Raw genomic sequence first — 23,836 nt, 5'->3', positions numbered from 1 at the left:
GCCTCCTAAAGTATTATTCCCCACATTATAGTTGAAATTATTGTCATTGAAAGTCCTATTAAAGACTCATATGGTATTAACATTAAACGCTCGCCTATACTCATGTTAGTAGCTCCTGCTGTTGCATGGAAGAATGATCCATGTGGTAAATGATCAAGTACTGTTGCTCCTGTGTGTACCATTGCTCCACCTGCTAATGGTGATACCCCAGATGCTATTATAGCTGGTGCAAATGTTGCTGATGCTATTGTTGCTCCTGCTGTTGTAGATGCAGTAGCTGCTGACATTAATACTCCTGATATTGGTGCTAACAAAAATGCTGGCATATGAACTGCGCTTAATATTGCTATTGTTGTTTGTTGTAATGTTGATGCTTTTATTATTCCTGCTACTGTTCCAGTTCCTATTAATAATATTGCAACTGGCATCATTTTTGATAACCCAAATGTTACGTATTCATTAATATTTTTTATTTTTCCCATAGCCAATGCTCCAACTATACCGCCTACTGGAAGTGCTATAAGTGGATCTACTGCTATTCCTGCTATAGGTCTTAATGCTAATAACATTATAGCTACCACAGGTCCTACTATTGCTGATATAAATGATGGTAATTCTACCTTTTCACTTTCATTTTCTATCTCATCTTCTATCTCTTGTAATTTTTTAGATTTTATTTTTTTACCTAGCATATTTGCTAATATAACTGTTACTATAAGTCCTACTATTGCTGGTATTATATTTGCTGCCATTAACGATGATAAGTCTACCCCAAAGTTTTCTGCCGCTGATATAGTGTTTGGATTTGGAGATATTACATTTCCTGCTTTTCCTCCACCTATCATAGCTAAAAGTATAACCATTGGTGCATATCCTATTTTCTTAGCTATTGCTAATGCTATTGGAGCTACTGTTATAACTGCTACGTCTACGAATACCCCAACTGATGTTAATATCATAGTTGATAATGCTAATGCGAATAATGCTCTTTTTTCACCTAGTGTTTTTATAATTTGATCTGCAATTTTAGCTGCTGCACCTGTTTTTATTAATACTCCAGCTAAAACCCCAGATGTTACTATACGAAGTATTGCCGGCATTATGTCTTTTGCTCCAGTCATCATTACATCTACTGTGCCTGTAAGACCTGCACCACCTACTAATCCACCTACTACCGCTCCTAGTATTAAACTGTAAGCCGGATGAAATTTCTTTATTATAAGTATTATCGATAATAAAAGTCCTAGTATTGCTCCTAGTGTTGTTATTTGTACTTCCATCTTCGTCCACCTCCTTATTTTTAAGTTTTGATTAGTTCTTTACTGCTTTTATAAGGTTAAATATCTGTATCGTTGTTTCAATCATGTTTTGAGTTGCATTTTCTTTTTTCATTGCTTCATCTATTGCCATAGCCTTGTTTACTATAGAGAAATAAGCATCTATACCTTCTTCATTGCATTTAACTGCATCTGGTGTTGTACATCCTGCTATTGCTATTACTTTTGCTCCATGTTTTTTAGCTAGCTTAGCTACTCCTATTGGTGCCTTTCCCATAGCAGTTTGATTGTCTAACCTTCCTTCTCCTGTTATAACAATATCTGCATCCTTTACTACTTCTTCTAACTTTATTTCATCTAAAATTATCTTTATTCCTGACTCTAATTTAGAATTTAAAAATCCTAAGAATCCAAATCCTAATCCTCCAGCTGCTCCTGCGCCTTCTATGTGAGCTATATCTTTTCTTAAATCTTTTTTCACAACTTCTGCAAAGTTTTTAAGTCCTTTATCTAATTCCTTTACTATTTCTTCAGTTGCTCCTTTTTGAGGCCCATATATATAAGCTGCTCCATTTTCACCATATAAAGGATTGTTTACATCACATGCTATCTTGAAATTACACTCATCTAGTTCTTTTAATTTGTTATCTGTATTTATTTTTTTTATTTGATTTAAAACTTTTCCACCTAGTCCCACTAAGTTATCGTTTTCATCATAAAACTCAAATCCTAATGCTTGAAGCATTCCTACACCACAATCATTTGTAGCACTTCCACCTATTCCAACTATAAAGTTTCTACATCCTTTTTCTATTGCTTCTTTTATTATTTCTCCAACTCCATAAGTTGTTGTATTTAAAGGATTTCTAAGTTCTGCTGGAACTAATGGTAATCCTGACGCTTGAGCCATTTCTATTATTGCTGTATTTGTTTCTTTTAATATTCCATAAGTTGCATTTACTTTTTCATTTATAGGTCCTGTTACACTTATTACTTTTTCTTCTCCGTTCATACCTTGTACTAAGGCTTCTACAGTTCCCTCGCCTCCATCTGCAAGGGGCATTATAACTACATCTGATTTATTATCAACACTTAATATTCCTTTTTTAATTGCATTTGCTGCTTCTATCGAAGTTAAACTTCCTTTTAACGAATCTATCGAAATTACTATTTTCATTTTTGTCGCCTCCCTTTGATATTTTCATTATAACAAATTCGCTTTTCTAACCGAATGTTACATATACCAAATAATATAACTTTATTTAATTTTATTTTGTTACCTATACCATTGAAAAGCTATTCCATTAATGCTTCAAAAAAAGTACCATATCAAAAACTATTTTATTTTGATATGGTACTTTTGTTTTAATTAAATTTTGATAATCGTATAGCTATTGCTATATATAAAACTACAGATTCTTTAAAACATCTAGGATTTAATCCACTTCTTTGATAAATTCTCTCTAATCTATACTGTAAAGTATTTTTATGAATATATAACTCTTCAGATGTTGCTTTTAATGACATATCGTTTTTATAATAAATTTCTAATAATTTTATATCTTCATCATCTAAGTTCTTTAAAATTTTTTCTAGATATTGATTTTTAATTTCTACATCTAGATTTTCTAATATTAACTCTAAATCTAAATCATCTATATAAGTTAATATCTTATTATTTTTTTTAGAATACTGAAGTGCTATTCTAGCTTCTTGATATGATTTATGAGTATCATATAAATCTTTTAATCTTCCTACTCCACCGTTTAGCTTATCTTTATATTTATTTAATATATCCATATAAACAAGTTTAAGTTTTTCATACTTTTGCTCATTTACTAAAGCTATACATTCATTAGGATAAACATATATCTTAAAGATATTACCTATAGAATCAAATACCTTACTTATATCTTCTTCTATAATTTCTACTTCTCTATCATTATGATTCTTTTTGATTTTCATAAGTACAACAGCAAATTTTTGATTTACTCCTATCCCAAATTGCTCTAAAATACTTTCAATCTCATTTTTGTCTTCTATACTATCATATATAAGAGACTTAACTACATAATTTATTCGTTGCTTATCCGCTTCATATTTATAATTTAGCTCTTGCTCTTTTATAAATATTTCCGTTATCTTCGTTACTAAAAAACCATATTTACTTACTTCACTTGGTTCTCCAGTTATTCCAATAGCCCCTATTGCATCTTTATTAATTTTTATAGGGTAATTTATTCCTTTTTTACTACCTTCATACTCAGAATTATCTTCAACAGTTATATTACTAAGAGTCTTCACAGCCTTATATCCAGCCTGATGAAATGTATTTAACCTATTCTTATCAGTACTCCCAATTATAACTCCATTTTTATCAATGAAATTTATATCCTTATCTACAACTTCCTTAACTGCATTCACTATCTCTTGAGCTAAATTCTTACTAATTTTATTTATAGCCATAACATAACCTTCTTCATAAATACTTTAATATAAATCATACTTATATATAATCTTTCCCAAACCTCAAACAAACTTTCATTTTAATGGTGAATCTGTTAATTCCATCACCCTTTAAAGCTTTTTCTAGCTTTGGAAACGAAACTTCTTTTCATCTCACCAAGCGTCCGAAGGGTGAATATGTTAGTTTCAGCGCCCTTTAAAGCATCTTTTCAGCTTTGGAAGCGAAACTAACAGATTCACCCGAGGACCCTCTAAAAGTTTATAAAACTGAAAAGAGCCTTAGTAAACTAAGACTCTTTTTTAGCATTTATCTATATAATTTGAGGTTATTTCTTTAAGTTATAGAATGAGTTTAATCCGCAGTATCTAGCAGACTCCCCTACCATCTCTTCTATTCTTAATAATTGGTTGTACTTAGCAACTCTATCAGTTCTTGATGGAGCACCAGTTTTTATTTGACCAGCATTTACAGCTACTGCTAAGTCAGCTATAGTAGTATCTTCAGTTTCTCCAGATCTATGAGATATAACTGCAGTGTATCCAGCTCTCTTAGCCATTTCTATAGCATCTAAAGTCTCAGTTAAAGTACCTATTTGGTTAACTTTTACTAATATAGAGTTTGCTACACCAGCTTCTATTCCTCTTTCTAATCTTTCAGTATTAGTAACAAATAAGTCGTCTCCAACTAATTGTAATTTGTTTCCTAATCTGTCAGTTAATACTTTCCATCCATCCCAATCTTCTTCGTCTAATCCATCTTCTATAGTTATTATAGGGAAGTTGTTAGCCCAATCTTCATATAAATCAACCATTTCAGCAGAAGTTAATTCTTTTCCTTCTCCAGCTAAAACGTATTTTTTAGTTTCTTTGTTATACATTTCTGTAGCTGCAACGTCAAGACCTAACATAACGTCTTTTCCTGGCTCGTATCCAGCTTTTGATATAGCTTCAACTATTAATTCTAAAGCAGCTCTGTTTGAATCTAAGTTTGGAGCGAATCCACCCTCGTCACCAACACCACAAGCTAATCCATTTTCACCTAAAACTTTCTTTAATGAATGGAATACTTCTGCTCCCATTCTTAATCCTTCTCTGAAAGATTTAGCACCTACTGGTAATATCATGAACTCTTGAACGTCTACGTTATTATCAGCATGCTCTCCACCGTTTAGTATGTTCATCATTGGAACTGGTAATTGCTTAGCATTTACTCCACCTATGTATTGGAATAATGGTAAACCAACTTCTTCAGCAGCAGCTCTAGCTACAGCCATAGAAACACCTAATATAGCATTTGCTCCTAATTTACCTTTGTTTGGAGTTCCATCTAATTCTATTAATAATCCATCTATTCCAGGTTGGTCTGTTGCATCCATACCTTCTAATTCAGGTGCTATTATTTCGTTAACGTTGTCAACAGCTTTCTCAACACCTTTTCCTAAGTATCTTCCTTTATCTCCATCTCTTAACTCAACTGCTTCGAAAGCTCCTGTTGATGCTCCTGATGGAACTATAGCTCTACCAGTTACTCCACTTTCTAATACTACTTCAACCTCTACAGTTGGGTTTCCTCTTGAATCTAATACTTCTCTAGCGTATACTAAATCGATTAATGACATAATTATGTCTCCTTTCAAGTTTATATATTAAAGTTTTAAATATATATCTATATTATATTATAAATATTGGTAATTAATAGTATTTAATGTAATCTTTTGTAAAATTACATTACTTTTGTATTAATGAATCTCCAGTCATTTCTTCTGGTTTTTGTAAATTCATTATGCCAAGTACAGTTGGTGCTATATCAGATAATCTTCCACCTTCTCTAAGTTTAGAAGACTTGTATTCATCACCAACAACCATAAATGGTACTGGGTTAGTTGAGTGCGCAGTTATAGTTGTTTTAGTTTCTGGATCTTGCATTAATTCTGCATTACCATGGTCAGCTGTTATTAAAGCTACTCCACCTTTTTCTAAAACTTTATTTGTAACTTGTCCAACACATTTATCAACTTCCTCTACAGCCTTAACTGCTGCTTCTATAACTCCAGTATGTCCAACCATATCTGGGTTAGCATAGTTTAGTACTATAAAGTCATATTTATCTTCATCTATAGCTTTTAACATTTTTTCTGTTAATTCATCAGCACTCATTTCAGGTTGTAAATCATATGTTGCGACCTTTGGAGATGGTACTAATAATCTATCTTCACCTTTGTTTGGTTCTTCAACTCCACCATTAAAGAAGAAAGTAACATGAGCATATTTTTCTGTTTCAGCAGCTCTTAATTGAGTCTTACCGTTTTTAGCTAAATATTCTCCTAATGTATTTTCTAAGCTTTGTGGTTTGAATGCTACGTGTACATTTTTTATAGTTATGTCATATGTAGTTAAACAAACAAAGTAAGTTTTCATACATGGTCTTTCAAATCCAACAAATTCATCGCAAACTAATGCTCTTGTTATTTGTCTTGCTCTATCTGGTCTAAAGTTACCAAATATTATAGAGTCATTTTCTTTTATAAGACCTACTGGTTTTCCGTCTTCAACTATTACAGTTGGTAGTACGAATTCATCAGTCTTATCTTCTTTATAAGCTTTCTCTACTGCTTCTTTTGCAGAAGTAGCAGTTTCGCCTTTTCCATCAACCATAGCGTCATAAGCTAGTTGTATTCTTTCCCATCTTTTATCTCTATCCATAGCATAGTATCTACCAGATACTGATGCAAATTTCCCCACTCCTACTTCTTGCATGTATTTTTCAACATCTTCGATGAATGTTAAAGCACTCTTTGGATCAGTGTCTCTACCATCTGTGAATGCATGAACATATACATTTTCAACACCATTTTCTTTAGCCATTTTTATTAAAGCTTTTAAATGGTCTATATGTGAATGAACTCCTCCATTAGATAGTAATCCCATTAAATGAAGTGAATGTTCTTTCCCATTTTTCATTGCTTCTAATAAGACATCATTTTTGAAAAGTTCTCCATCTTCTATTGCCTTACTAACTCTAGTTAAATCTTGATATACTATTCTTCCTGCTCCGATGTTAGTGTGCCCTACTTCTGAGTTACCCATTTGTCCATCTGGAAGACCAACATCAAGGCCACTAGCTTGTATTAAAGTATGAGGGTAGTTTTCATGTAATTTGTCTAAGTTAGGAGTTTTTGCACTTGCTACTGCATTTCCTATCTTTACTTCACTACATCCAAAACCGTCCATTATTATTAATGCTACTGGTTTTTTCATGTCTTTTTTCACTCCTTAGAAATTAACAAGTTCTGTGAAGTCAGCTGGTTGTAGACTAGCTCCACCAACTAAAGCTCCATCTATATCAGTTTGGTTCATTATTTCTGATACATTAGAAGGTTTTACACTTCCTCCGTATTGTATTCTTACTTCTTCTGATATTTCTTCTCCATATAATCCTTTAACTACTTCTCTAACATATGCTATAACATCGTTAGCTTGCTCAGCAGTTGCAGTTTTTCCAGTTCCTATAGCCCATATTGGCTCGTAAGCTATAACAACTTTTTTCATATCTTCTGCAGTTACATTTTCTAAAGCTTTTTCAGTTTGAACTTTACAAACATCTTTAGTTTTATCTGCTTCTCTTTCTTCTAAAGTTTCACCTATACATAATATTGGATCTATTCCAGCTTCTAAAGCTTTTAATACTTTCTTGTTTACTGTTTCGTTAGTTTCATTGAAGTATTGTCTTCTTTCAGAATGTCCTAATACTACATAATCTATATCTAATTCTTTTAACATAGGTGCAGATATTTCTCCTGTAAATGCTCCGTTATCTGCATAGTGCATATTTTGAGCACCTATTTTTATAGGAGTTCCTTTTGTAGCTTCCTTTAAATCTTTTAATAAAGTGAAAGGAGCACATATAACTGCCTCTACATCTGTATTATTTACTTTTCCTTTTATCTCATTAACAAACTCTACAGCTTCTGCTATAGTTTTGTGCATTTTCCAGTTTCCTGCTATTATAGGTTTTCTCATTTTTACTTCCTCCATTACTATAAATTGAATATAGTACTTTTTTTGTTTACAGTAGATAAAATCAATTTTATCTACTGTAAACTATATATATAATTATTGATAAAATTTAAGGCCTATTTATTGTCTAATGCTGATATACCTGGTAAGTCTTTACCTTCTAAGAATTCTAGAGAAGCTCCTCCACCTGTAGAAACGTGAGTCATCTTATCTCCAAATCCTAATTGGTTAACAGCTGCAGCAGAGTCTCCTCCACCTATTACTGTTGTAGCATTTTCTAAAGCTGCCATAGTTTTAGCAACAGCTAATGTTCCTTTTGCAAAGTTTTCAAATTCGAAAACTCCCATAGGTCCATTCCATACTATTGTTTTAGAAGCATTTACTGTATTTACGTATTCTTCTATAGTTTTTGGTCCTATATCTAGTCCCATGAATCCTTCTGGTATGTTTGCATCTTCAGTTATAACTGGAGCAACATCTGCAAATTTATTAGCAACAGCATTATCTATTGGTAATAATAATTTAACACCTTTAGCTTTTGCTTTTTCCATCATTTCTTTAGCGTATTCTACCTTATCTTCTTCAACTAATGAAGTTCCTATTTGGTATCCTTGAGCTTTTAAGAATGTGTAAGCCATTCCTCCACCTATTATTAGGTTGTCTACTTTTTCTAATAATTCATTTATAACAGCTATCTTATCAGAAACTTTTGCTCCTCCTAGTATAGCAGTGAAAGGTCTTACTGGATTAGCTACAGCTTCTCCTAAGAACTTTAATTCTTTTTGTATTAAGTATCCGCAAACTTTTTCATTTAAGAACTCTCCAGCCCCAACTGTTGAACAGTGAGCTCTATGAGCAGTTCCGAATGCATCATTTACAAATATTTCAGCTAATGAAGCTAACTCTTTAGAGAAGTTTTCTTCATTTTTAGTTTCTTCTTTTCTATATCTAGTATTTTCTAATAATACTATATCTCCGTTTTCCATTTTTTCTACAGCAGTTTTTGCATTTTCCCCTACAACGTTTTCGTCAGCTGCAAATACTACTTCTTTACCTAACATTTCAGATAATCTTTTAGCTACTGGTGCTAAAGATAATTCTGGCTTAGCTTCACCTTTTGGTTTTCCTAAGTGAGAGCATAATATAACTTTTGCTCCGTTGTCTACTAAGTATTTTATAGTAGGCATAGCTCCGTTTAATCTATTTTCATCAGTTATAACCCCATCCTTTAAAGGTACGTTGAAGTCACATCTAACTAAAACTCTTTTACCACACACATTTATATCTTCTATCGTTTTCTTATTAAGCATTGACATGGTACTATCTCCTCTCAAAAAATGTTTTCCACAAATCAGTATATCATATTTATGCTTTTTGACCAATAAAGTATGTCACATTTATAAAAAAATCTGCTTTTCTTGATATACTTATTTTTGCTGATTTATAATCAAATTTTTGTCTAGTACGATCTATAATCGTAAAAAAGTCCAGAGCCCGTAGTGTTAAACTACAAACCCGGACTTTTTTAAAGCCTGTATATTTTTATTTATACGAATTACTTAGCTAAGTTAGCGAAGTATCCTAAAGTTCTTATTAATTGAGAAGTGTAAGACATTTCATTGTCATACCAAGAAACAACTTTAACTAATTGCTCTCCGTTTACTTCCATAACTTTTGTTTGAGTTGCATCGAATAATGATCCGAACTCTATTCCTACTATGTCTGAAGATACTAATGGCTCTTCAGTGTATCCGAAAGATTCATTAGCAGCAGCTTGCATTGCAGCATTTATTTCTTCTACAGTTACATTTTTGTCTAATGTACAAACTAATTCAGTTAAAGAACCAGTTATAACTGGAACTCTTTGAGCTCCTCCGTCTAATTTACCTTTTAATTCTGGTATAACTAAACCTATAGCTTTTGCAGCTCCTGTAGTGTTAGGAACTATGTTAGAAGCAGCAGCTCTAGCTCTTCTTAAATCTCCTTTAGCATGAGGACCATCTAAAGTATTTTGGTCATTAGTGTATGCATGTATTGTAGTCATGAATCCTTTTTGTAATCCGAATTTATCATTTAAAGTTTTAGCCATTGGTGCTAAACAGTTAGTTGTACAAGAAGCCCCTGATATAACTGTTTCGCTTCCATCTAATATATCATGGTTAACGTTAAATACTACTGTTTTTAAGTCTCCTGTTGCAGGTGCTGATATAACAACTTTTTTAGCTCCAGCTTCTAAATGAAGACCAGCTTTTTCTTGAGAAGTGAAGAATCCAGTACACTCTAATACTATATCAACGTTTAATTCTTTCCAAGGTAAGTCTGCAGGGTTTCTCTCAGCAGTAACTTTTATTTCTTGTCCGTTAACTACGAAAGCTCCTTCTTTAACTTCTATTTCACCGTTGAATCTTCCTTGAGCTGAATCATATTTGAATAAGTGAGCTAATGTCTTAGCGTCTGTTAAGTCATTTATTGCTACTACTTCAAATTTATCTGTTTGCTCCATTAATCTTCTTAGAGCTAATCTACCTATTCTTCCAAATCCATTAATTGCTACTTTAACCATTATGTTTGCCTCCCTAATATAAATGTGTGTATATTTAGCTAGCTTTGCTAGTTATTAACTAATTTACTTCTAATATTTTATAAGCACTTTGTTCATCTGTAATTATGACCATATTGTCATTTAACTTAGATATTGCAGTAACTGCTTCTGCTTTGCTTGATCCTGCAAATATTGCTATGTTATTTTTTACAGATTTAAATGTTTCTAATTTTATTCCTACAGTATTTAATTCATATACTATTTCACCATTTTTGTTGAAATAATATCCAAATGCTTCACCTACAGCTCCTTTAGATAAAATTTCTTCAACTTGCTCTTTTGGTAATTTTCTTCTTGTAGCCATTTCATCTGCTCTTCCAATTCCAAATACAAGTATATCTGTGTTTAAAACAAAATTTAATGTTTTGTGTATTTCTGGTTCTAGACTAAGCGTTTTCATTGCTTCTACACCTAGTTCATCTGGTACATGAAGTAATTTGTAATGTGCTCCTAATTTTTTTCCTAATATAGCTACTATGTTATTCGATTGAGTTTCTACATCTTTTCCGACTCCTCCTCTAGCAGGAACTATAGTCGTTTGATTGTATTTTTTGTCGCTTTTTAAACTGTTGGCAAACTCTAGCATAGTACTTCCACCTGTTACTGCTACGACACTGTTGTCTTTTAGTATACTTAAGAAGTATTCAGCACCTTGTTTTGCTACATCTTTTAATAAGCTCTCATTCTTCTCAAAGTCACCAGGAACAATTATAACTTTTTTAATTCCTAATTTCTCTTTAACTCTATGTTGTAGCTGTGAAAGACCCATAACATCATTCATAATATCTTTTAGTTGATCTAAAAGTTCTAATCCTTCTTCTGTCACCGTCATTCCTGAAACGGCTACATTTATTAGATTTTGTTCTTTTAAGACTTCTGTCTCTGATCTAACTATTCTTTCGCTAATCTCTAGCATATTTGATAATGTACGTCTTCCTATTGGTTCACTTAAAGATATCTGTCTTAATATAGAATATCTTCTTTCCATGATTTCTATTACCTGTGGAATTAGTTTCTTTTGTATATTAATTAAGTCATTCATTAAAAGTTACTCCTTCAATATAATTCTTATCTCAGGGACATTTTATGTCCCTTGTTCATATTTTAGTCCCACAAGTTAATTTTATTTTATAGGAAATCCTTATTAATTTCAATAGTTTTTAAAATTTTTTTATATTTAATTATTTTAATACTCTTTTCTTTTACTAGATGAAGGTATCTTTAACTCTTCTCTGTACTTGGCTACAGTACGTCTAGCTACTGAAATTCCGCTTTCCTTTAAAATTTTAGATAGTTGCTCATCACTTAACGGTTTCTTCTTATTTTCAGACTTTATTGTTTCCTTTATTATTTTTTTTATGCTGGTGCTAGATGCCATTTCGTCATTTTGTGTTTCGATGGCACTACTAAAGAAGTATTTAAATTCGTATACTCCAAATGGAGTTAACATATATTTTCCATTTACTCCTCTACTTACTGTAGATTCATGACAGTCAATTATGTGAGCTATATCTTTTAATTTTAGTGGTTTTATAAATTGTGGTCCTTTATTAAAAAATTCTTCTTGGCAAGAAACTATTGTTTCTGCAATTTTAAGTATTGTATGGTTTCTGCTTTGTATATTTTTTACTAAGCTAGTAGCAGAATTTAATTTTGATTTTATAAATTCTTTAGCATCATTATCTGATGATGTATTTCTAAGCACTTCTTTATAAAAATTATTAATCTTTAACATATAAGAATCTTTTTCATTTTTATAAACTATAAACTCATTATCAATTTTTTCAACTATAACATCAGGTTGCACGTATACCGTTTTCTCACTGCAGCATAATCTACCCGGTCTCGGATCCAATGACTTGATTTTATGAACTAAATTAACACATCTTTGCATCGGAATCTTATGTTTTTTGCTTATTTCCTTAACTTTATTAGAAGCTATTAAGTCCAAATCTTCTTTGATTATATTTATTAAATCTTCATCATATTCTCCTGAATTTTCAATTTGTAAGATTAGACATTCAACTAAATCTCTAGCCCCAACTCCTATAGGATCTAGCTGCTGAACTTTTTCTAAACACTCTAAAAATGTATCTTCATCTACATTTAACTCTTTTAACTCATTTAACATTATTTCTTCTGAAAACCTTAGATATCCATCTTCATCTAAGCTGTCAATTATGTAATTACAGACTTCTTTTTCTAAGTCGCTAATTTTATATAATCCTATTTGAAGACTTAAGTGTTCGTATAAATTAACATCTTCTTTTATCATATTTTCTAAATTTAAATCATTATCTGGATTATAATTTACTTCTCTTTTATATCCGGTGTCCATATTTTTCACATAAGCTTCCCAGTCTATTTCTTCTTTTCGTTCTATATCTAATAAGGGATTTTCCTCTGATTCTTTTCTTATTTCTTCTTCTAATTCAACTTTACTCATATTGAGTATTGCTAATGACTGTTTTAGCTGTGTAGTCATCACCAGCTTTTGAGATTGAGTTAATTCTAGCCTGTTGTTAAAGTTCAAATTTTTTCACCCCGCTTTTATTTTTTCAATCAAAAAAACCCTTTCGCATAAATATATTCTACCACTTGGTATGACTCTTATGCAAAAGGGTTTTATTTATTATTTCATTACTTGTTCATTTTATCTAATATAGCTTTTAATTCATCTTCATCAAACATGTATTTTGAGTTACAGAATTGACATCCTATTTCAGCTTTTTTATCTTCTTCTATTATTTCAGCTAATTGATGTTGTCCTATAGATATTAAAACTCCTTCGACTCTTTCTTTAGAGCATTCACACTCAAATCCAACATCACACTTATCTAGAATTTGAGGGTTTAATCCATCAAGTACTATATTAAGTATATCTTCAGGAGTTTTTCCTTCTTTTAACATATTTGTTATAGAATCTAAGTTAGCAACGTTAGACTCTAATTTTGATATAGTTTCTTCAGTTGCATCTGGCATTAATTGAACTATAAATCCACCTGCATATTCAACTTCTTCTTCTTTTGTCAATACTCCTAGTGCTACTACTGATGGAGTTTGTTCTGATACTGCGAAATAATATGTTAAATCTTGGGCTATTTCTCCGCTAACCATAGGATATGAACCATTATAAGGTTCTCTTAATCCTAAGTCTTTTGTTACTCTTACTGTTCCTTCACTTCCAACAGCAGCTGCAACATTTAACTTACTATTTTCATAATCTTCTACTACAACATTTGGGTTATCAACGTACCCTTTTACTATCCCCTTAGAGTTAGCTGTAGCTAATATACTTCCTATAGGTCCGCCACCTTTTATTATAACTGTTATTTTATCTCCATCGTTTTTCATCATAAGACCCATCATAGATGTTGCTGTTAGTGTTCTTCCTAAAGCAGCTGTAGCAACTTTACTTGTCTTATGAAGATCTCTAGCTCTTTCTACCATATTTCTAGTAGTTGCAACAAAAGCTCTTACCTGTCCATCTCCAGCTGTTGCTCTTAAAACATAATCCTTCATAATATTTTCCTCCAATCACGTTAAAACTTTCTGTCTATTTTTTACAAATAAAAAATACTCTTTCCGAATCATCGCTTGGTTTATTGAGTGTAAAGTCTCCATAAACTTTTACATCTTTAAAACCTGATTCTTGAAGCATTTCTACTATTTCATCTTCTGTATATGCTCTTTGCTGATGTACCTCTTCAAACTTATCATATCTTCCATCTTCACCTTTTATGAAAAATGCTAATTCCATTTCTAATAAGTTTTCTTCTTCATCAAAATAATTTTGCCATAAATAAGATACATCTTCTCTATTTTCACCATATATATTACCACCTAATATATTGGCTAATTTATAATATGAACTTATGTCAAATATGAATATTCCATTTTCTTTTAATAACTCATGAGTTGTATCAAAAACATTTTGTAAATCATCATCATAAGTTATATAGTTGAATCCATCACAAGCACATAAAACACAATCTAAACCTGTTATATCAAAATCAAGTTCAGCTATATCTTGTTGTAATAATACAAGCTCTATTCCTTGTTTTTCAGCTTTTTCTCTAGCTACACCTAACATTTCTGCAGATATATCAATTCCAGCTATATCGTATTCTTTTTTAGCTAGAGGAATAGTTATATTTCCTGTTCCACATGCTAGTTCTAGTATATTTTTAACTTTTACATTTTCGTTGTCTATTATATCTTCTATATATTTAACCCATTTGTCATAATCAACATCATTCATAAGTTCATCATATACAAATGCAAAATCTCTATACTGATCCATCGTCTTTATTTTCTTCCTTTTCCATTTTTTTCTTTTTCTTTTTACGAGATGTTAACATACCGCCTATACGCCCTGCTTCTTTGGCTGTTAAACCTCCCCAACCAAGCTCAGAAACTTTATCCATTAGACCAAGTTCTGATGCTATCTCATATTTCATTATATCATCATCTGTCAATATTTTCTTTTTCTTAGTTGCACTTTTCTCTCTTGGCTTATTTATATCAATATCTTTATAATTCATAAAAATCACTCCTTTATTTTATATTTTTGTCATATGAACAAAATTTATACAAAATTGAGGAGTGATTTAGTATTATAATATTGATTTTTTATATTTTAATAACTTGATATATACATCTAATGCATTTCCTAATATGCTTTCATCAAAATTAAAGTTTAAACTATGAAGTCCATTTACAAATCCTTTTTCTTCATTTCTTGCACCTAGCATGAAGAATAAACCTGGAAGAACTTGTTGATAGTAAGAAAAATCTTCTGATATCATTATAGGTTCTAGCTTGATAAGTTTATCTGCTCCTATAGCCTGTTCAAATTCTTCAAATAAAACTTCATTATTATTAACAGCTGGATAGTCATCTCTTATTTCTACTTCTATCTTACAGTTATAAGCCACTTCATATCCTTTTGCTAGTTCTCTAATTCTTTCTTTAATAGTTTCATATACCTCTGGTTTAAAAGCTCTTATAGTACCTTCTATTCTAATATTTTCAGCTATTATATTTCTTCTAGTCCCTCCATACATCTTACCTATAGTAAGTACAGCATTATCTAGTGGACTTATATTTCTTGATACTATTGTCTGTAAGCTACTAATAAAGCTAGAAGCTAAAACTATTCCATCTATTCCATTTTGAGGCATAGCTCCATGACCACTTTTAGCAATAATATCTATGTCTAATTCTCCAACTTGAGCTAAGAAGTAATTTGGTCTAGTCCCTACATAACCTTCAGGTATTTCTGGATATATATGAAGACCATATATTTCATCTATTTTATACTTTTCTACGATACCTGCGTTGATTAATGGTTTAGCTCCTCCTGGACCTTCTTCTGCTGGTTGGAATATAAATACTATATTATCCATCAGGTTTTCTCTATTTTCATTTAAGTATGTTACTAATCCAAGTAATATACTCATATGTCCATCATGCCCACATAAGTGCATAGCTTTTTCCCCTAATGTAAGAGCATCCATATCCGATCTAAAAGCTATAGTTTTTTTAGGATTTTTCCCTTTTATAATTCCAACTACAGCAGTGTCTAACATTTCTTCATATTCTACACCTATATTATTTAAATAATCTTTTATATATTTATTAGTTTTAAACTCTTGATTTCCTATTTCAGCTAGTACATGTAATTCTTTTCTATTATTTTTCATGCACTCTTTTATATTACATATATTGTTCATACAAATCTCCTTTATTATCAATTTATATGTTTTTATTATACCCAATATATATGCGCTTTGTATTGCTATTAGTGCCTAACTTTTTTAAAACTATTGTTATTAATGCCTTGTTTAATATAATTTATTTAAGCGTAAAAAAAGATTGGGAAAATCCCAATCTTTTTATTATCTATCTTCGTCAGTAACGTTAAATACGTAAGGTATGTTTCTGTAGTAGTCTCCGAAGTTTAATCCGTATCCTACAACAAATTTATCTTCTATTTCAAATCCACAGTAGTTAGGAACTAATTCCACTTTTCTTCTACTTGGTTTATCTAAAAGAACACAACATTTTATACTAGCAGGGTTCTTAGTTTTTAGGTGCCCCATAACAAAGTTCATTGTAAGAGCTGTATCTGTTATATCATCTACAACTAAAACATCATATCCTTCTATATCATCACTTATATCTGCTACCATGTTAACTTGACCAGTACTGCTTTCTCCATGCCCGTAGCTTGAAGTAGTCATAAATCCGATTTTAACAGGTACTGTTATGTTTCTTACTAAATCTGCGCAGAATATGAAGCTTCCTTTTAATAGTGATATTACCATTAATTTCTTTCCTTCATAATCCTTAGATATTTGTGCTCCTAATTCTTTTAATCTTTCTTGTATTTGTTCTTCTGAGCATAATACTTCCCATTTTTTAGTTTCTATATCCATGTTACAACCTCCGAAATGTTATAGTATATCTATTTTATAGGAGATTTACCAATTTTGCAACGGGGTAAATACAATATTAGTTAGCTTTGTTCATGTCGTCCATTACTCTTATTATAACCTTATCAGTTGTAGTCATTCCCTTATCACTTACTCTTCCTAAGTTTTGTATACTTTGCTCTGCTCCAGTTCCTACTATTCCGTTCATTGGAGGTACTATACAGTCTTGTTTAGCTATTATAGCACTTTGTACTGCTGCTGATGCTGCTGATGCAAGTTTTAATGCACATCCAGCCTTAGCTCCATCACATATCATACCACTTAAGTTAGCTACCATATTTTCTATAGCACCTTCTATTTGAGTTTCATTACAACCCATTAACCAAGATAATCCTGATGTAGCTCCTATACTTGCTGCAACTCCACATCCACATACTGCAGATAATCTTCCTGTGTAGTTTTTAACGTATGCAGTTAATAAGTGAGATATTGCTAATGATCTAGCTAATTTATCTTCGCTTTGAGGGAATTTATCGTTGTATGCAACTATTGGAAGTATAGCAGTTATACCGTGGTTTCCACTTCCGTTAGAACTCATAACTGGTAATTTAACTCCAGCCATTCTTGCATCAGATGCAGCTGCTGTTATCATCATTGTGTAGTTCATTAAGTCATCACCTAATAATCCTGATTCAATAGATTTCTTTATACCGAACCCTACACCTACTCCTACTTTTTCATTTAATCCGTACTTAGCTATCTCTTCATTCATAGTTATTCCATCTAATAAGAATTTTATGTCTTCAAAATCTACAGTTTCCATAGCTTCTACTATTTCTTTTATTGTTATAGTATCTAATATATTTTCTTTAGGTTCTGCTGTAGTTGCAACTTCAACTACTTCTTCACTTACTAATACATCTTCATTTTTTTCAACAAATACTATGTTGTCATGCTTAGTTCTTATAACAACTTTAGCAGTGTTGTTTTTACCTTCTAATTCAACTTCTATATAAACTTTTTCTTCTGTATCTATTGGTGATATGTTTATATCGTTGTTATCCATGAAGTCTTCTGCAACTTTAACATCTTCTTTTGTTAATGTTTCTAAAACTCTTAATCCGTTTTCTGATTTTCCACCTATAAGTCCCATTGCTGCAGATATTTTTAATCCTAATCTTTCAGTTCCTGGTATACCTACACACATACCGTTTTTGTATACGTTAGGGCTAAGACCTATTGTACATTTTACTACTTCTTCACCTAAAGTTTCTTTTGCTTTAGCACAAGCTAATGCTACTGCTACTGGTTCTGTACACCCTAAAGCTGGTTTAACTTCTGCATTTAATATATTAACTAATTTTGTTTGTAAATTTTTCATTGTGTTTTCCTCCTGATAGCTATAATATTTATGTCTTATTTATAAAGCAAGAACTATGCCAACTTTTATTATTTTTCAAACCCTTGAAATCGCTTTATTTATAATTTATAAAAATAATTTTTTATCATTCTAATCTCATTTCGAAAAAAAATAGTCTCAAAATGATATTAAGTATCATTTTGAGACTATTTTATATCTTTCTATTTTTCTATATAAGGTAGCTCTAGATATCCCTAAAGCTTTTGCAGCTAAATCCTTATCTTTTTTATAATCTTTATATTTTTCTAATGCTTTTATTATTTCTTTCTTTTCAAGCTCGTCTAAAGTTTTTATGTTTTCATTAGACTCTATAATTTGATCTTCATTTGAATTTGCACGTTTTATTCTGTTAGGTAAATTATCTAATGTTATAATCTTACCTTCGCATCTATTAACACTATATTCTATAACATTTTGTAGTTCTCTAATGTTTCCTGGCCAACTATATTCACATAAATATTCTAATGCTTGTAAATCTATATCTTGTACATTTTTATCTAGCTTATTAGAATATTCTTTCATCATATATTCAATTAGTAAGTGTATATCATTTTTTCTTTGTCTTAAAGTTGGAAGAACTACAGGTATAACATTTAGTCGATAGTATAAATCCTCTCTAAATGTGCCTTTTCTGACCATATGCTCTAAGTCTTTATTAGTAGCCGCTATTATTCTTACATCAATCGATACATTGTGTTTAGCCCCTATTTTATCAACTTCTTTTTCTTGTAATACTCTAAGTAATTTTGCTTGTAAATGTAAGCTCATATCACCTATTTCATCAAGGAAAATACTACCTTTATCAGCTAATTCAAATTTACCTAAACTTCCACCTTTTTTAGCTCCTGTAAATGCACCTTCTTCATATCCAAATAATTCACTTTCTAGTAAGTTATCTGGAATAGCTGCACAGTTTATAGCTATAAAAGGATTTCCTGCTCTACAACTGTGATTATGTATAGCTCTTGCAAATAATTCTTTTCCTGTACCACTCTCTCCAGTTATTAAAACTGTAGAATTAGTTTTAGATGCCATCAACGCTTCTTCTTTTGATTTATTTATAGCATAGCTACTTCCTATTATATTTTCTAAATATATCTTATGATCATTACTTATCTTGTTATAGTTTTTTATAGCATCTACTTTATCTATAAAATCCAATACATATCCTTTTAATTCTTCATTTAAAATAATCGGCTTTATATTATATATCCCTTTAAATTCCTTCTTTGCTCCTCTATATGTAAAGCTACAAGATTTATCATTATTTATATTATTGAAATTGTTGTCTTTCGCAAAGTTTAATACATCGCCTATAAAGCTTCCTATTATATTGCCTTTAACTTCAAAAATTTCTTTGAATTTCAAATTGTACTTTTCTATATTCGCGTCTTTATCTAATGACACAACTGCTTTATCCATATTATCTAATAATGTTTTTAGCTTTTTCTTTTCTAACTCTACCTCATAAGTTTTTATTTCTGCTTTTAACTTACTTGATATTAAATCTGCCATTTTATGCAAGAAGTTCATTAAATCATCTTTTCTAAATTTAATTACATCGGCTTGCTCTTTAGTAAAAGCTATAAGTCCAATTACACCATAAGACTTATCATCATATACTATAGGACAGCATACCTCCGCAAACTCTTTACAAACTTCACGAGTATAACATTCATTGCATATCTCATTACTCTTTGGATCTTCTATTATTAATTCTTTTTTAGTAGTTAAAGAATATTTAAATGCTGAGTATTCTTCTAATTGTTGTCCTATTTTATGAAAATAAGTTCCGGTACCCGCTATTCTAACTAAACTCGAATCTACTATTGTTACATCAATTTCTAAAACAGACGATATAGCTTCCGCTATGTTTTGTATATCTTTTCTTATAAAGTTTAAATTAATCATACTTCCCATCCCTTAGTTTATCTTTGTACATAAGTACTTTAATTTCATTGAGAGTTTTGTATATTTTATTTAAAGTATACTGTATTGATACTAAGATTACAAACAACATACAGATAATTATCACATTATAATGTATTTTCATAAAATTTCCTCCTACAAGAAAAGACTAGGTTTAACCCCAGTCTTTTTAATCATTCTTCATTCCTATATAAATATACTTTTCACAGTCTTTATTTTCTAATATTCCTTTAAATTTTGAATGTTCTAATGTCTTTATAAGTTCATGTGGGTAGTAGTATTTTATACGTTCTCCACATACTCTATGCTTAAACTTTTTAAGTTTTACTTTAAATTTGTGTAGATTAGAGTCTTGTAATACAACCTCTCCTCTTAATTTTAACACTCTATAAATTTCTTTCAATGCTTTCTTTTGGTTATGAGTGTAATTAAATTGATTTAGTACTATTACTTTATCGAAAAATCCATCTTCAAATGGTAATAATTCTAAACAACCTTTAACAACACTGCAGTTTTCATTATGAATTAATGAATAGCAGATATCTTGGTATGCACTATCTTCAAGTATAGTTACATTGGCTCCAAGCATCCTTAACCTCTTGCCTAGGGTACCTATATTTCCTACCAATAGGATTCTTTCTCCCATTTCATATTTAATTACATTTAATATATCTTCTACGGTATCCTGTGCAAAATAATTTGCTTCATAACTCCATTGTACTACGCTTTTCACAGTGCTCCCCCTCTTTTGGATTTATTATCATTTTTTACATCATAGAATAGATTATAATAAATCCCAAGCAACTATTCAATAACCATTTTGAAGTATTTTAAAATTATTTTTTTAATAATGTTTTCCTTGACTTTCTATGTTAATTTATATTATTTTCATCCAATTTTTTTATTTTAGAAATAGAGACTTCATATGCAACTCTTTTCTCTATTTCTCCATTTTCAAGTTTCTTTTCGTAGTCTCTACTTTGCACTCTACCCCACATTTGGATTCTATCTCCAACTTTTAAATTTTTTGCAAATTTAGCATTTCTACCCCATACTATAGATGGTATGTAATCAGATTTATTATATGGTCTATTTATAGCAACTAGTAAGTCTGCTATTTCTCTTCCTAATGGAGTTTTTCTGTATATTGGATCTTTACATATATATCCATCAAGGAAAATATTGTTTGGATCTTTAGCTTCTCCATCAACAACTTTTATTTCTCTTGCAAATACAGTGAGAACTAATTTATTTTTATTATCTATATTTTTATTATAAGATCTTAACTGGCCAACTAGGTCAACTAAGTTATTTTCATTTAAATTTACTTCTTCTAATAATCTTTCTGATATAGTTATAGGTAAAACATCATATGTATCGCTTAATCTATGTATTTTTATCCTTGCACTATAAAATTTTTCCCCAAATATTTCATGGCTAAATGTCAATTCCTCTTCAAGTTCTCCTCTTAAATTTACTATGTTAGTATCTTCTTTTAAATTTATCATTTTATTCCCCCCACAATTGTTAAACCATATTTTATCTTAAAATCTATATAATAAATATATTTCTGCATGGCCATTTTTATTACACCTTTAATAAAATAAATTTGATTAAAAGCTTTAAATTTCAAAAAATAAAAAATATACCGTATTTTTAAATACGGTATAGTCTTATCTCATTAATTTATTAAGCTGTTTGCTTAGCAAATGCTTTTTTTAACATAGTTACTGAAGTATATGCTATTACAATTATTACTACCCATCTTAATATATCCATAGGCATTGAGCTAACAAAGTTAGCTGCTATAAATACCCCTATAACTCCACCTATTGTTATAAATAGAGAAGTTTTCTTAGCATATGTTCCTTCTTTTATAAATTTAACACTTGCTGTTGGCATTAATAGAGCGCAAGATCCCATCATAATAGGGAATGCTACAGTTGGTGACATTCCTAAGAAATAGACCATTGCCATACAAGGAGAATATAGTCCAACTCCAGCAGTCATTAATGCTCCTAATATAAAGTTACCTACTACCCCTATAACAAGTTTAGCTCCAGTTAATCCTGTTGCATTTCCTCCACCAGGCATTAATCCTAATTGAGCTAATAACATTAATATAGCTGTTACAACTAGTGCGAATCCCATAACTATTTGGATTTTTCTTTCATCCATCTTAGATATAATTCCTGCACCTACATAAGATCCTACAACTGCTGCTCCTAATAAACTTATTAAAGTTATTGAATCAACCTTTATAACTGTCGTAAATATAAACGCTTCAAATACAACTGGTATTGTATGACATACGTTTAGCGTACCTGGTATTAACTTGTCAGGTATATTAATTTTTAGAGCATTCATCATTGCTACTGTTGGCGCAAATGAACCTATTCCTAAAGTATCGAAGAAGTCAGTTACAAAACCTGTTGCTAAAGGCTTCCAAGCTGGTACATCTTCAAACCCGTTAGATGCTTTAGCTTTTGATAAGTCCTTGATGAAGTTAAAACCGAATAATGAAACAAAAGCTGCTAATAATACTCTTACTAAATTTAACATCTCAAATAATTCCTCCTAATGATTTTACTAAAAAGTGTCTTACATAGAAATATGATTAAATACTACTAGTAGTATTTAATCATATTTTAATTAGAATTTATACAGTTATTTTCTTACTTTAGTATAAATCCATATTTTACTGGATCATTATCATCTATTACGAAATGGTTGAATCCTGTTATATACGCAGCTCCTGTTATTTCAGGTATTATTGCTTCATAATCAGCTACTTTATCAACACCAACTATTCTTCCTTTGAATAGAGTTCCTAATATACTTTCATATACGAATAATTCGCCTTCTTTTAATTCTCCTTTAGAGTATAAAGTTGCAAGCTTAGCACTTGTTCCTGTTCCACATGGAGATCTATCTACTTGTCCTTGTCCAAATATAACTACGTTTTTGTAAGTAGCTTCTGGATGAGTTGGATCGTCATATATTTCAACTAAGTCAACAGTTTTTATATGAGATAACTCTGGATGTTGTATTTCTATAGTTTCGTTTATTATATCTCTCATTTTTAAACCTATTTCAGTTAGTTTTTGAGCATTCTTTGGCTCAACTTTTAACCCTAACTCACTAGCTTTAACTATAGCAAAGAAACTTCCTCCGAAAGATATATCGAAAGTTACAGTTCCGATTTCAGGCATTTCTATTTGTACATCTTTTTTGTATAAGAATGCAGGTACGTTTACTATAGAAACTTCTTGAACTCTTCCGTTTTCAACTTTAGCATCTGCTCTTACTATTCCTGCTGGAGTATCCATAACTACATGAGTTGTAGGCTCTTTCATTTCTACCATACCAGTTTCAATTGCAGCTGTTACAGCTCCTATTGAACCATGTCCACACATGTTTAGGTATCCTCCACCATCCATGAAGATTATTCCGAAATCTGCTTCATCGTTGCAAGGTTGAGTTATTATAGAACCGAACATATCATTATGTCCTCTTGGCTCTAACATTATAGCTGTTCTTAAGTGGTCTAGATTATTTTCTAAAAACGCTTTTTTCTCAGCCATAGTCTTTCCTTTTATATTAGGTATTCCACCTGTTACTATTCTTGTTGGTTCTCCCATTGTATGAGAATCTATCGCTTGTATACTTCTTGAAAATTTCATTTTAC

At 30.8% G+C, this 23,836-nt stretch carries 22 protein-coding genes; all 22 read right to left on the bottom strand.

Features of this window, described 5'->3' with window-relative positions; all coding sequences use genetic code 11:
* Positions 1-5: 5 nt before the first annotated feature.
* The 22 genes from GFJ41_RS08190 to GFJ41_RS08085 all read right to left on the bottom strand — a co-directional run bounded on the left by GFJ41_RS08190 (position 6) and on the right by GFJ41_RS08085 (position 23,831).
* Positions 6-1,280 carry a GntP family permease gene (locus GFJ41_RS08190; RefSeq protein WP_170075062.1) on the bottom strand — a complete coding sequence of 425 codons (1,275 nt, stop codon included), beginning with the start codon at positions 1,278-1,280 and terminating at the stop codon, positions 6-8.
* A gap of 31 nt (positions 1,281-1,311) precedes the next feature.
* Positions 1,312-2,454: a glycerate kinase family protein gene (locus GFJ41_RS08185; protein WP_170075061.1), complete on the bottom strand. Its 1,143-nt coding sequence runs from the start codon at positions 2,452-2,454 to the stop codon at positions 1,312-1,314.
* A gap of 188 nt (positions 2,455-2,642) precedes the next feature.
* Positions 2,643-3,743, bottom strand: a complete 1,101-nt coding sequence (locus tag GFJ41_RS08180) for a CdaR family transcriptional regulator (RefSeq protein ID WP_035117089.1) — start codon at positions 3,741-3,743, stop codon at positions 2,643-2,645.
* Positions 3,744-4,069: 326 nt separating this feature from the next.
* The gene (eno, locus tag GFJ41_RS08175) at positions 4,070-5,362 is read right to left on the bottom strand and encodes a phosphopyruvate hydratase (RefSeq protein ID WP_021434089.1); all 1,293 of its coding nucleotides are present in this window, start codon (positions 5,360-5,362) and stop codon (positions 4,070-4,072) included.
* 109 nt (positions 5,363-5,471) lie between these two features.
* Positions 5,472-7,001: a 2,3-bisphosphoglycerate-independent phosphoglycerate mutase gene (gene gpmI, locus GFJ41_RS08170; RefSeq protein WP_170075060.1), complete on the bottom strand. Its 1,530-nt coding sequence runs from the start codon at positions 6,999-7,001 to the stop codon at positions 5,472-5,474.
* A 15-nt stretch (positions 7,002-7,016) separates the two neighbouring features.
* Positions 7,017-7,763 (bottom strand): triose-phosphate isomerase, encoded by a 747-nt coding sequence (gene tpiA, locus GFJ41_RS08165; protein ID WP_021430225.1) that lies wholly within the window; start codon positions 7,761-7,763, stop codon positions 7,017-7,019.
* A 113-nt stretch (positions 7,764-7,876) separates the two neighbouring features.
* Entirely contained in the window at positions 7,877-9,076 is a 1,200-nt protein-coding gene (locus GFJ41_RS08160; protein WP_170075059.1) for a phosphoglycerate kinase, read from the bottom strand.
* A 239-nt stretch (positions 9,077-9,315) separates the two neighbouring features.
* The gene (gap, locus tag GFJ41_RS08155) at positions 9,316-10,323 is read right to left on the bottom strand and encodes a type I glyceraldehyde-3-phosphate dehydrogenase (protein WP_021430348.1); all 1,008 of its coding nucleotides are present in this window, start codon (positions 10,321-10,323) and stop codon (positions 9,316-9,318) included.
* A gap of 58 nt (positions 10,324-10,381) precedes the next feature.
* A complete protein-coding gene (locus GFJ41_RS08150; protein ID WP_035117096.1) occupies positions 10,382-11,404 on the bottom strand; it encodes a sugar-binding transcriptional regulator in 1,023 nt (340 codons plus the stop codon).
* A 144-nt stretch (positions 11,405-11,548) separates the two neighbouring features.
* Positions 11,549-12,895, bottom strand: coding sequence for an RNA polymerase factor sigma-54 (gene rpoN / locus GFJ41_RS08145; RefSeq protein WP_035117097.1), 1,347 nt, complete (start codon positions 12,893-12,895; stop codon positions 11,549-11,551).
* 107 nt (positions 12,896-13,002) lie between these two features.
* Positions 13,003-13,884 (bottom strand): Hsp33 family molecular chaperone HslO, encoded by an 882-nt coding sequence (gene hslO, locus GFJ41_RS08140; protein ID WP_170075058.1) that lies wholly within the window; start codon positions 13,882-13,884, stop codon positions 13,003-13,005.
* Between the two features lie 34 nt (positions 13,885-13,918).
* On the bottom strand, positions 13,919-14,665 hold the full coding sequence (locus GFJ41_RS08135; RefSeq protein ID WP_170075057.1) for a class I SAM-dependent DNA methyltransferase: 747 nt from the start codon (positions 14,663-14,665) through the stop codon (positions 13,919-13,921).
* Complete coding sequence (locus tag GFJ41_RS08130; RefSeq protein WP_052169209.1) at positions 14,652-14,906, bottom strand: alpha/beta-type small acid-soluble spore protein; 255 nt, start codon at positions 14,904-14,906, stop codon at positions 14,652-14,654. The genes GFJ41_RS08135 and GFJ41_RS08130 overlap by 14 nt, the downstream gene beginning before the upstream one ends.
* A gap of 72 nt (positions 14,907-14,978) precedes the next feature.
* Entirely contained in the window at positions 14,979-16,097 is a 1,119-nt protein-coding gene (locus GFJ41_RS08125; protein WP_170075056.1) for an N-acetyldiaminopimelate deacetylase, read from the bottom strand.
* A gap of 165 nt (positions 16,098-16,262) precedes the next feature.
* Positions 16,263-16,802, bottom strand: a complete 540-nt coding sequence (hpt, locus tag GFJ41_RS08120) for a hypoxanthine phosphoribosyltransferase (RefSeq protein ID WP_021430311.1) — start codon at positions 16,800-16,802, stop codon at positions 16,263-16,265.
* Positions 16,803-16,878: 76 nt separating this feature from the next.
* Positions 16,879-18,180 (bottom strand): L-cysteine desulfidase family protein, encoded by a 1,302-nt coding sequence (locus GFJ41_RS08115; protein WP_170075055.1) that lies wholly within the window; start codon positions 18,178-18,180, stop codon positions 16,879-16,881.
* Between the two features lie 174 nt (positions 18,181-18,354).
* Positions 18,355-20,130: a sigma-54 interaction domain-containing protein gene (locus GFJ41_RS08110; protein WP_021430278.1), complete on the bottom strand. Its 1,776-nt coding sequence runs from the start codon at positions 20,128-20,130 to the stop codon at positions 18,355-18,357.
* Positions 20,123-20,272 carry a hypothetical protein gene (locus GFJ41_RS08105; RefSeq protein WP_021430147.1) on the bottom strand — a complete coding sequence of 50 codons (150 nt, stop codon included), beginning with the start codon at positions 20,270-20,272 and terminating at the stop codon, positions 20,123-20,125. The genes GFJ41_RS08110 and GFJ41_RS08105 overlap by 8 nt, the downstream gene beginning before the upstream one ends.
* A 45-nt stretch (positions 20,273-20,317) precedes the next feature.
* Positions 20,318-20,881, bottom strand: a complete 564-nt coding sequence (locus GFJ41_RS08100) for a class I SAM-dependent methyltransferase (RefSeq protein WP_035117108.1) — start codon at positions 20,879-20,881, stop codon at positions 20,318-20,320.
* A 139-nt stretch (positions 20,882-21,020) separates the two neighbouring features.
* Positions 21,021-21,656 (bottom strand): single-stranded DNA-binding protein, encoded by a 636-nt coding sequence (locus GFJ41_RS08095; protein ID WP_021430247.1) that lies wholly within the window; start codon positions 21,654-21,656, stop codon positions 21,021-21,023.
* A 181-nt stretch (positions 21,657-21,837) separates the two neighbouring features.
* Positions 21,838-22,710 (bottom strand): sulfite exporter TauE/SafE family protein, encoded by an 873-nt coding sequence (locus GFJ41_RS08090; protein WP_021430298.1) that lies wholly within the window; start codon positions 22,708-22,710, stop codon positions 21,838-21,840.
* 113 nt (positions 22,711-22,823) lie between these two features.
* Complete coding sequence (locus GFJ41_RS08085) at positions 22,824-23,831, bottom strand: proline racemase (protein WP_021430157.1); 1,008 nt, start codon at positions 23,829-23,831, stop codon at positions 22,824-22,826.
* Positions 23,832-23,836: the final 5 nt, after the last annotated feature.

It is taken from the genome of Paraclostridium dentum (assembly GCF_012922555.1).
Classification (GTDB): domain Bacteria; phylum Bacillota; class Clostridia; order Peptostreptococcales; family Peptostreptococcaceae; genus Paraclostridium; species Paraclostridium dentum.
This window is presented reverse-complemented; position numbering and strand designations above follow the sequence as displayed.

What these genes read in the sequence shown, in the direction of transcription:
- eno (WP_021434089.1), bottom strand. Translation starts at nt 5,362, where the DNA reads ATGTCATTAATCGATTTAGTATACGCTAGAGAAGTATTAGATTCAAGA.
- tpiA (WP_021430225.1), bottom strand. Translation starts at nt 7,763, where the DNA reads ATGAGAAAACCTATAATAGCAGGAAACTGGAAAATGCACAAAACTATA.
- gpmI (WP_170075060.1), bottom strand. Translation starts at nt 7,001, where the DNA reads ATGAAAAAACCAGTAGCATTAATAATAATGGACGGTTTTGGATGTAGT.
- GFJ41_RS08125 (WP_170075056.1), bottom strand. Translation starts at nt 16,097, where the DNA reads ATGAACAATATATGTAATATAAAAGAGTGCATGAAAAATAATAGAAAA.
- GFJ41_RS08105 (WP_021430147.1), bottom strand. Translation starts at nt 20,272, where the DNA reads ATGAAAATACATTATAATGTGATAATTATCTGTATGTTGTTTGTAATC.
- GFJ41_RS08160 (WP_170075059.1), bottom strand. Translation starts at nt 9,076, where the DNA reads ATGTCAATGCTTAATAAGAAAACGATAGAAGATATAAATGTGTGTGGT.
- hslO (WP_170075058.1), bottom strand. Translation starts at nt 13,884, where the DNA reads ATGAAGGATTATGTTTTAAGAGCAACAGCTGGAGATGGACAGGTAAGA.
- hpt (WP_021430311.1), bottom strand. Translation starts at nt 16,802, where the DNA reads ATGGATATAGAAACTAAAAAATGGGAAGTATTATGCTCAGAAGAACAA.
- GFJ41_RS08115 (WP_170075055.1), bottom strand. Translation starts at nt 18,180, where the DNA reads ATGAAAAATTTACAAACAAAATTAGTTAATATATTAAATGCAGAAGTT.
- GFJ41_RS08190 (WP_170075062.1), bottom strand. Translation starts at nt 1,280, where the DNA reads ATGGAAGTACAAATAACAACACTAGGAGCAATACTAGGACTTTTATTA.
- GFJ41_RS08085 (WP_021430157.1), bottom strand. Translation starts at nt 23,831, where the DNA reads ATGAAATTTTCAAGAAGTATACAAGCGATAGATTCTCATACAATGGGA.
- GFJ41_RS08135 (WP_170075057.1), bottom strand. Translation starts at nt 14,665, where the DNA reads ATGGATCAGTATAGAGATTTTGCATTTGTATATGATGAACTTATGAAT.
- GFJ41_RS08185 (WP_170075061.1), bottom strand. Translation starts at nt 2,454, where the DNA reads ATGAAAATAGTAATTTCGATAGATTCGTTAAAAGGAAGTTTAACTTCG.
- gap (WP_021430348.1), bottom strand. Translation starts at nt 10,323, where the DNA reads ATGGTTAAAGTAGCAATTAATGGATTTGGAAGAATAGGTAGATTAGCT.
- GFJ41_RS08090 (WP_021430298.1), bottom strand. Translation starts at nt 22,710, where the DNA reads ATGTTAAATTTAGTAAGAGTATTATTAGCAGCTTTTGTTTCATTATTC.
- GFJ41_RS08180 (WP_035117089.1), bottom strand. Translation starts at nt 3,743, where the DNA reads ATGGCTATAAATAAAATTAGTAAGAATTTAGCTCAAGAGATAGTGAAT.
- GFJ41_RS08130 (WP_052169209.1), bottom strand. Translation starts at nt 14,906, where the DNA reads ATGAATTATAAAGATATTGATATAAATAAGCCAAGAGAGAAAAGTGCA.
- GFJ41_RS08150 (WP_035117096.1), bottom strand. Translation starts at nt 11,404, where the DNA reads ATGAATGACTTAATTAATATACAAAAGAAACTAATTCCACAGGTAATA.
- GFJ41_RS08095 (WP_021430247.1), bottom strand. Translation starts at nt 21,656, where the DNA reads ATGATAAATTTAAAAGAAGATACTAACATAGTAAATTTAAGAGGAGAA.
- GFJ41_RS08110 (WP_021430278.1), bottom strand. Translation starts at nt 20,130, where the DNA reads ATGATTAATTTAAACTTTATAAGAAAAGATATACAAAACATAGCGGAA.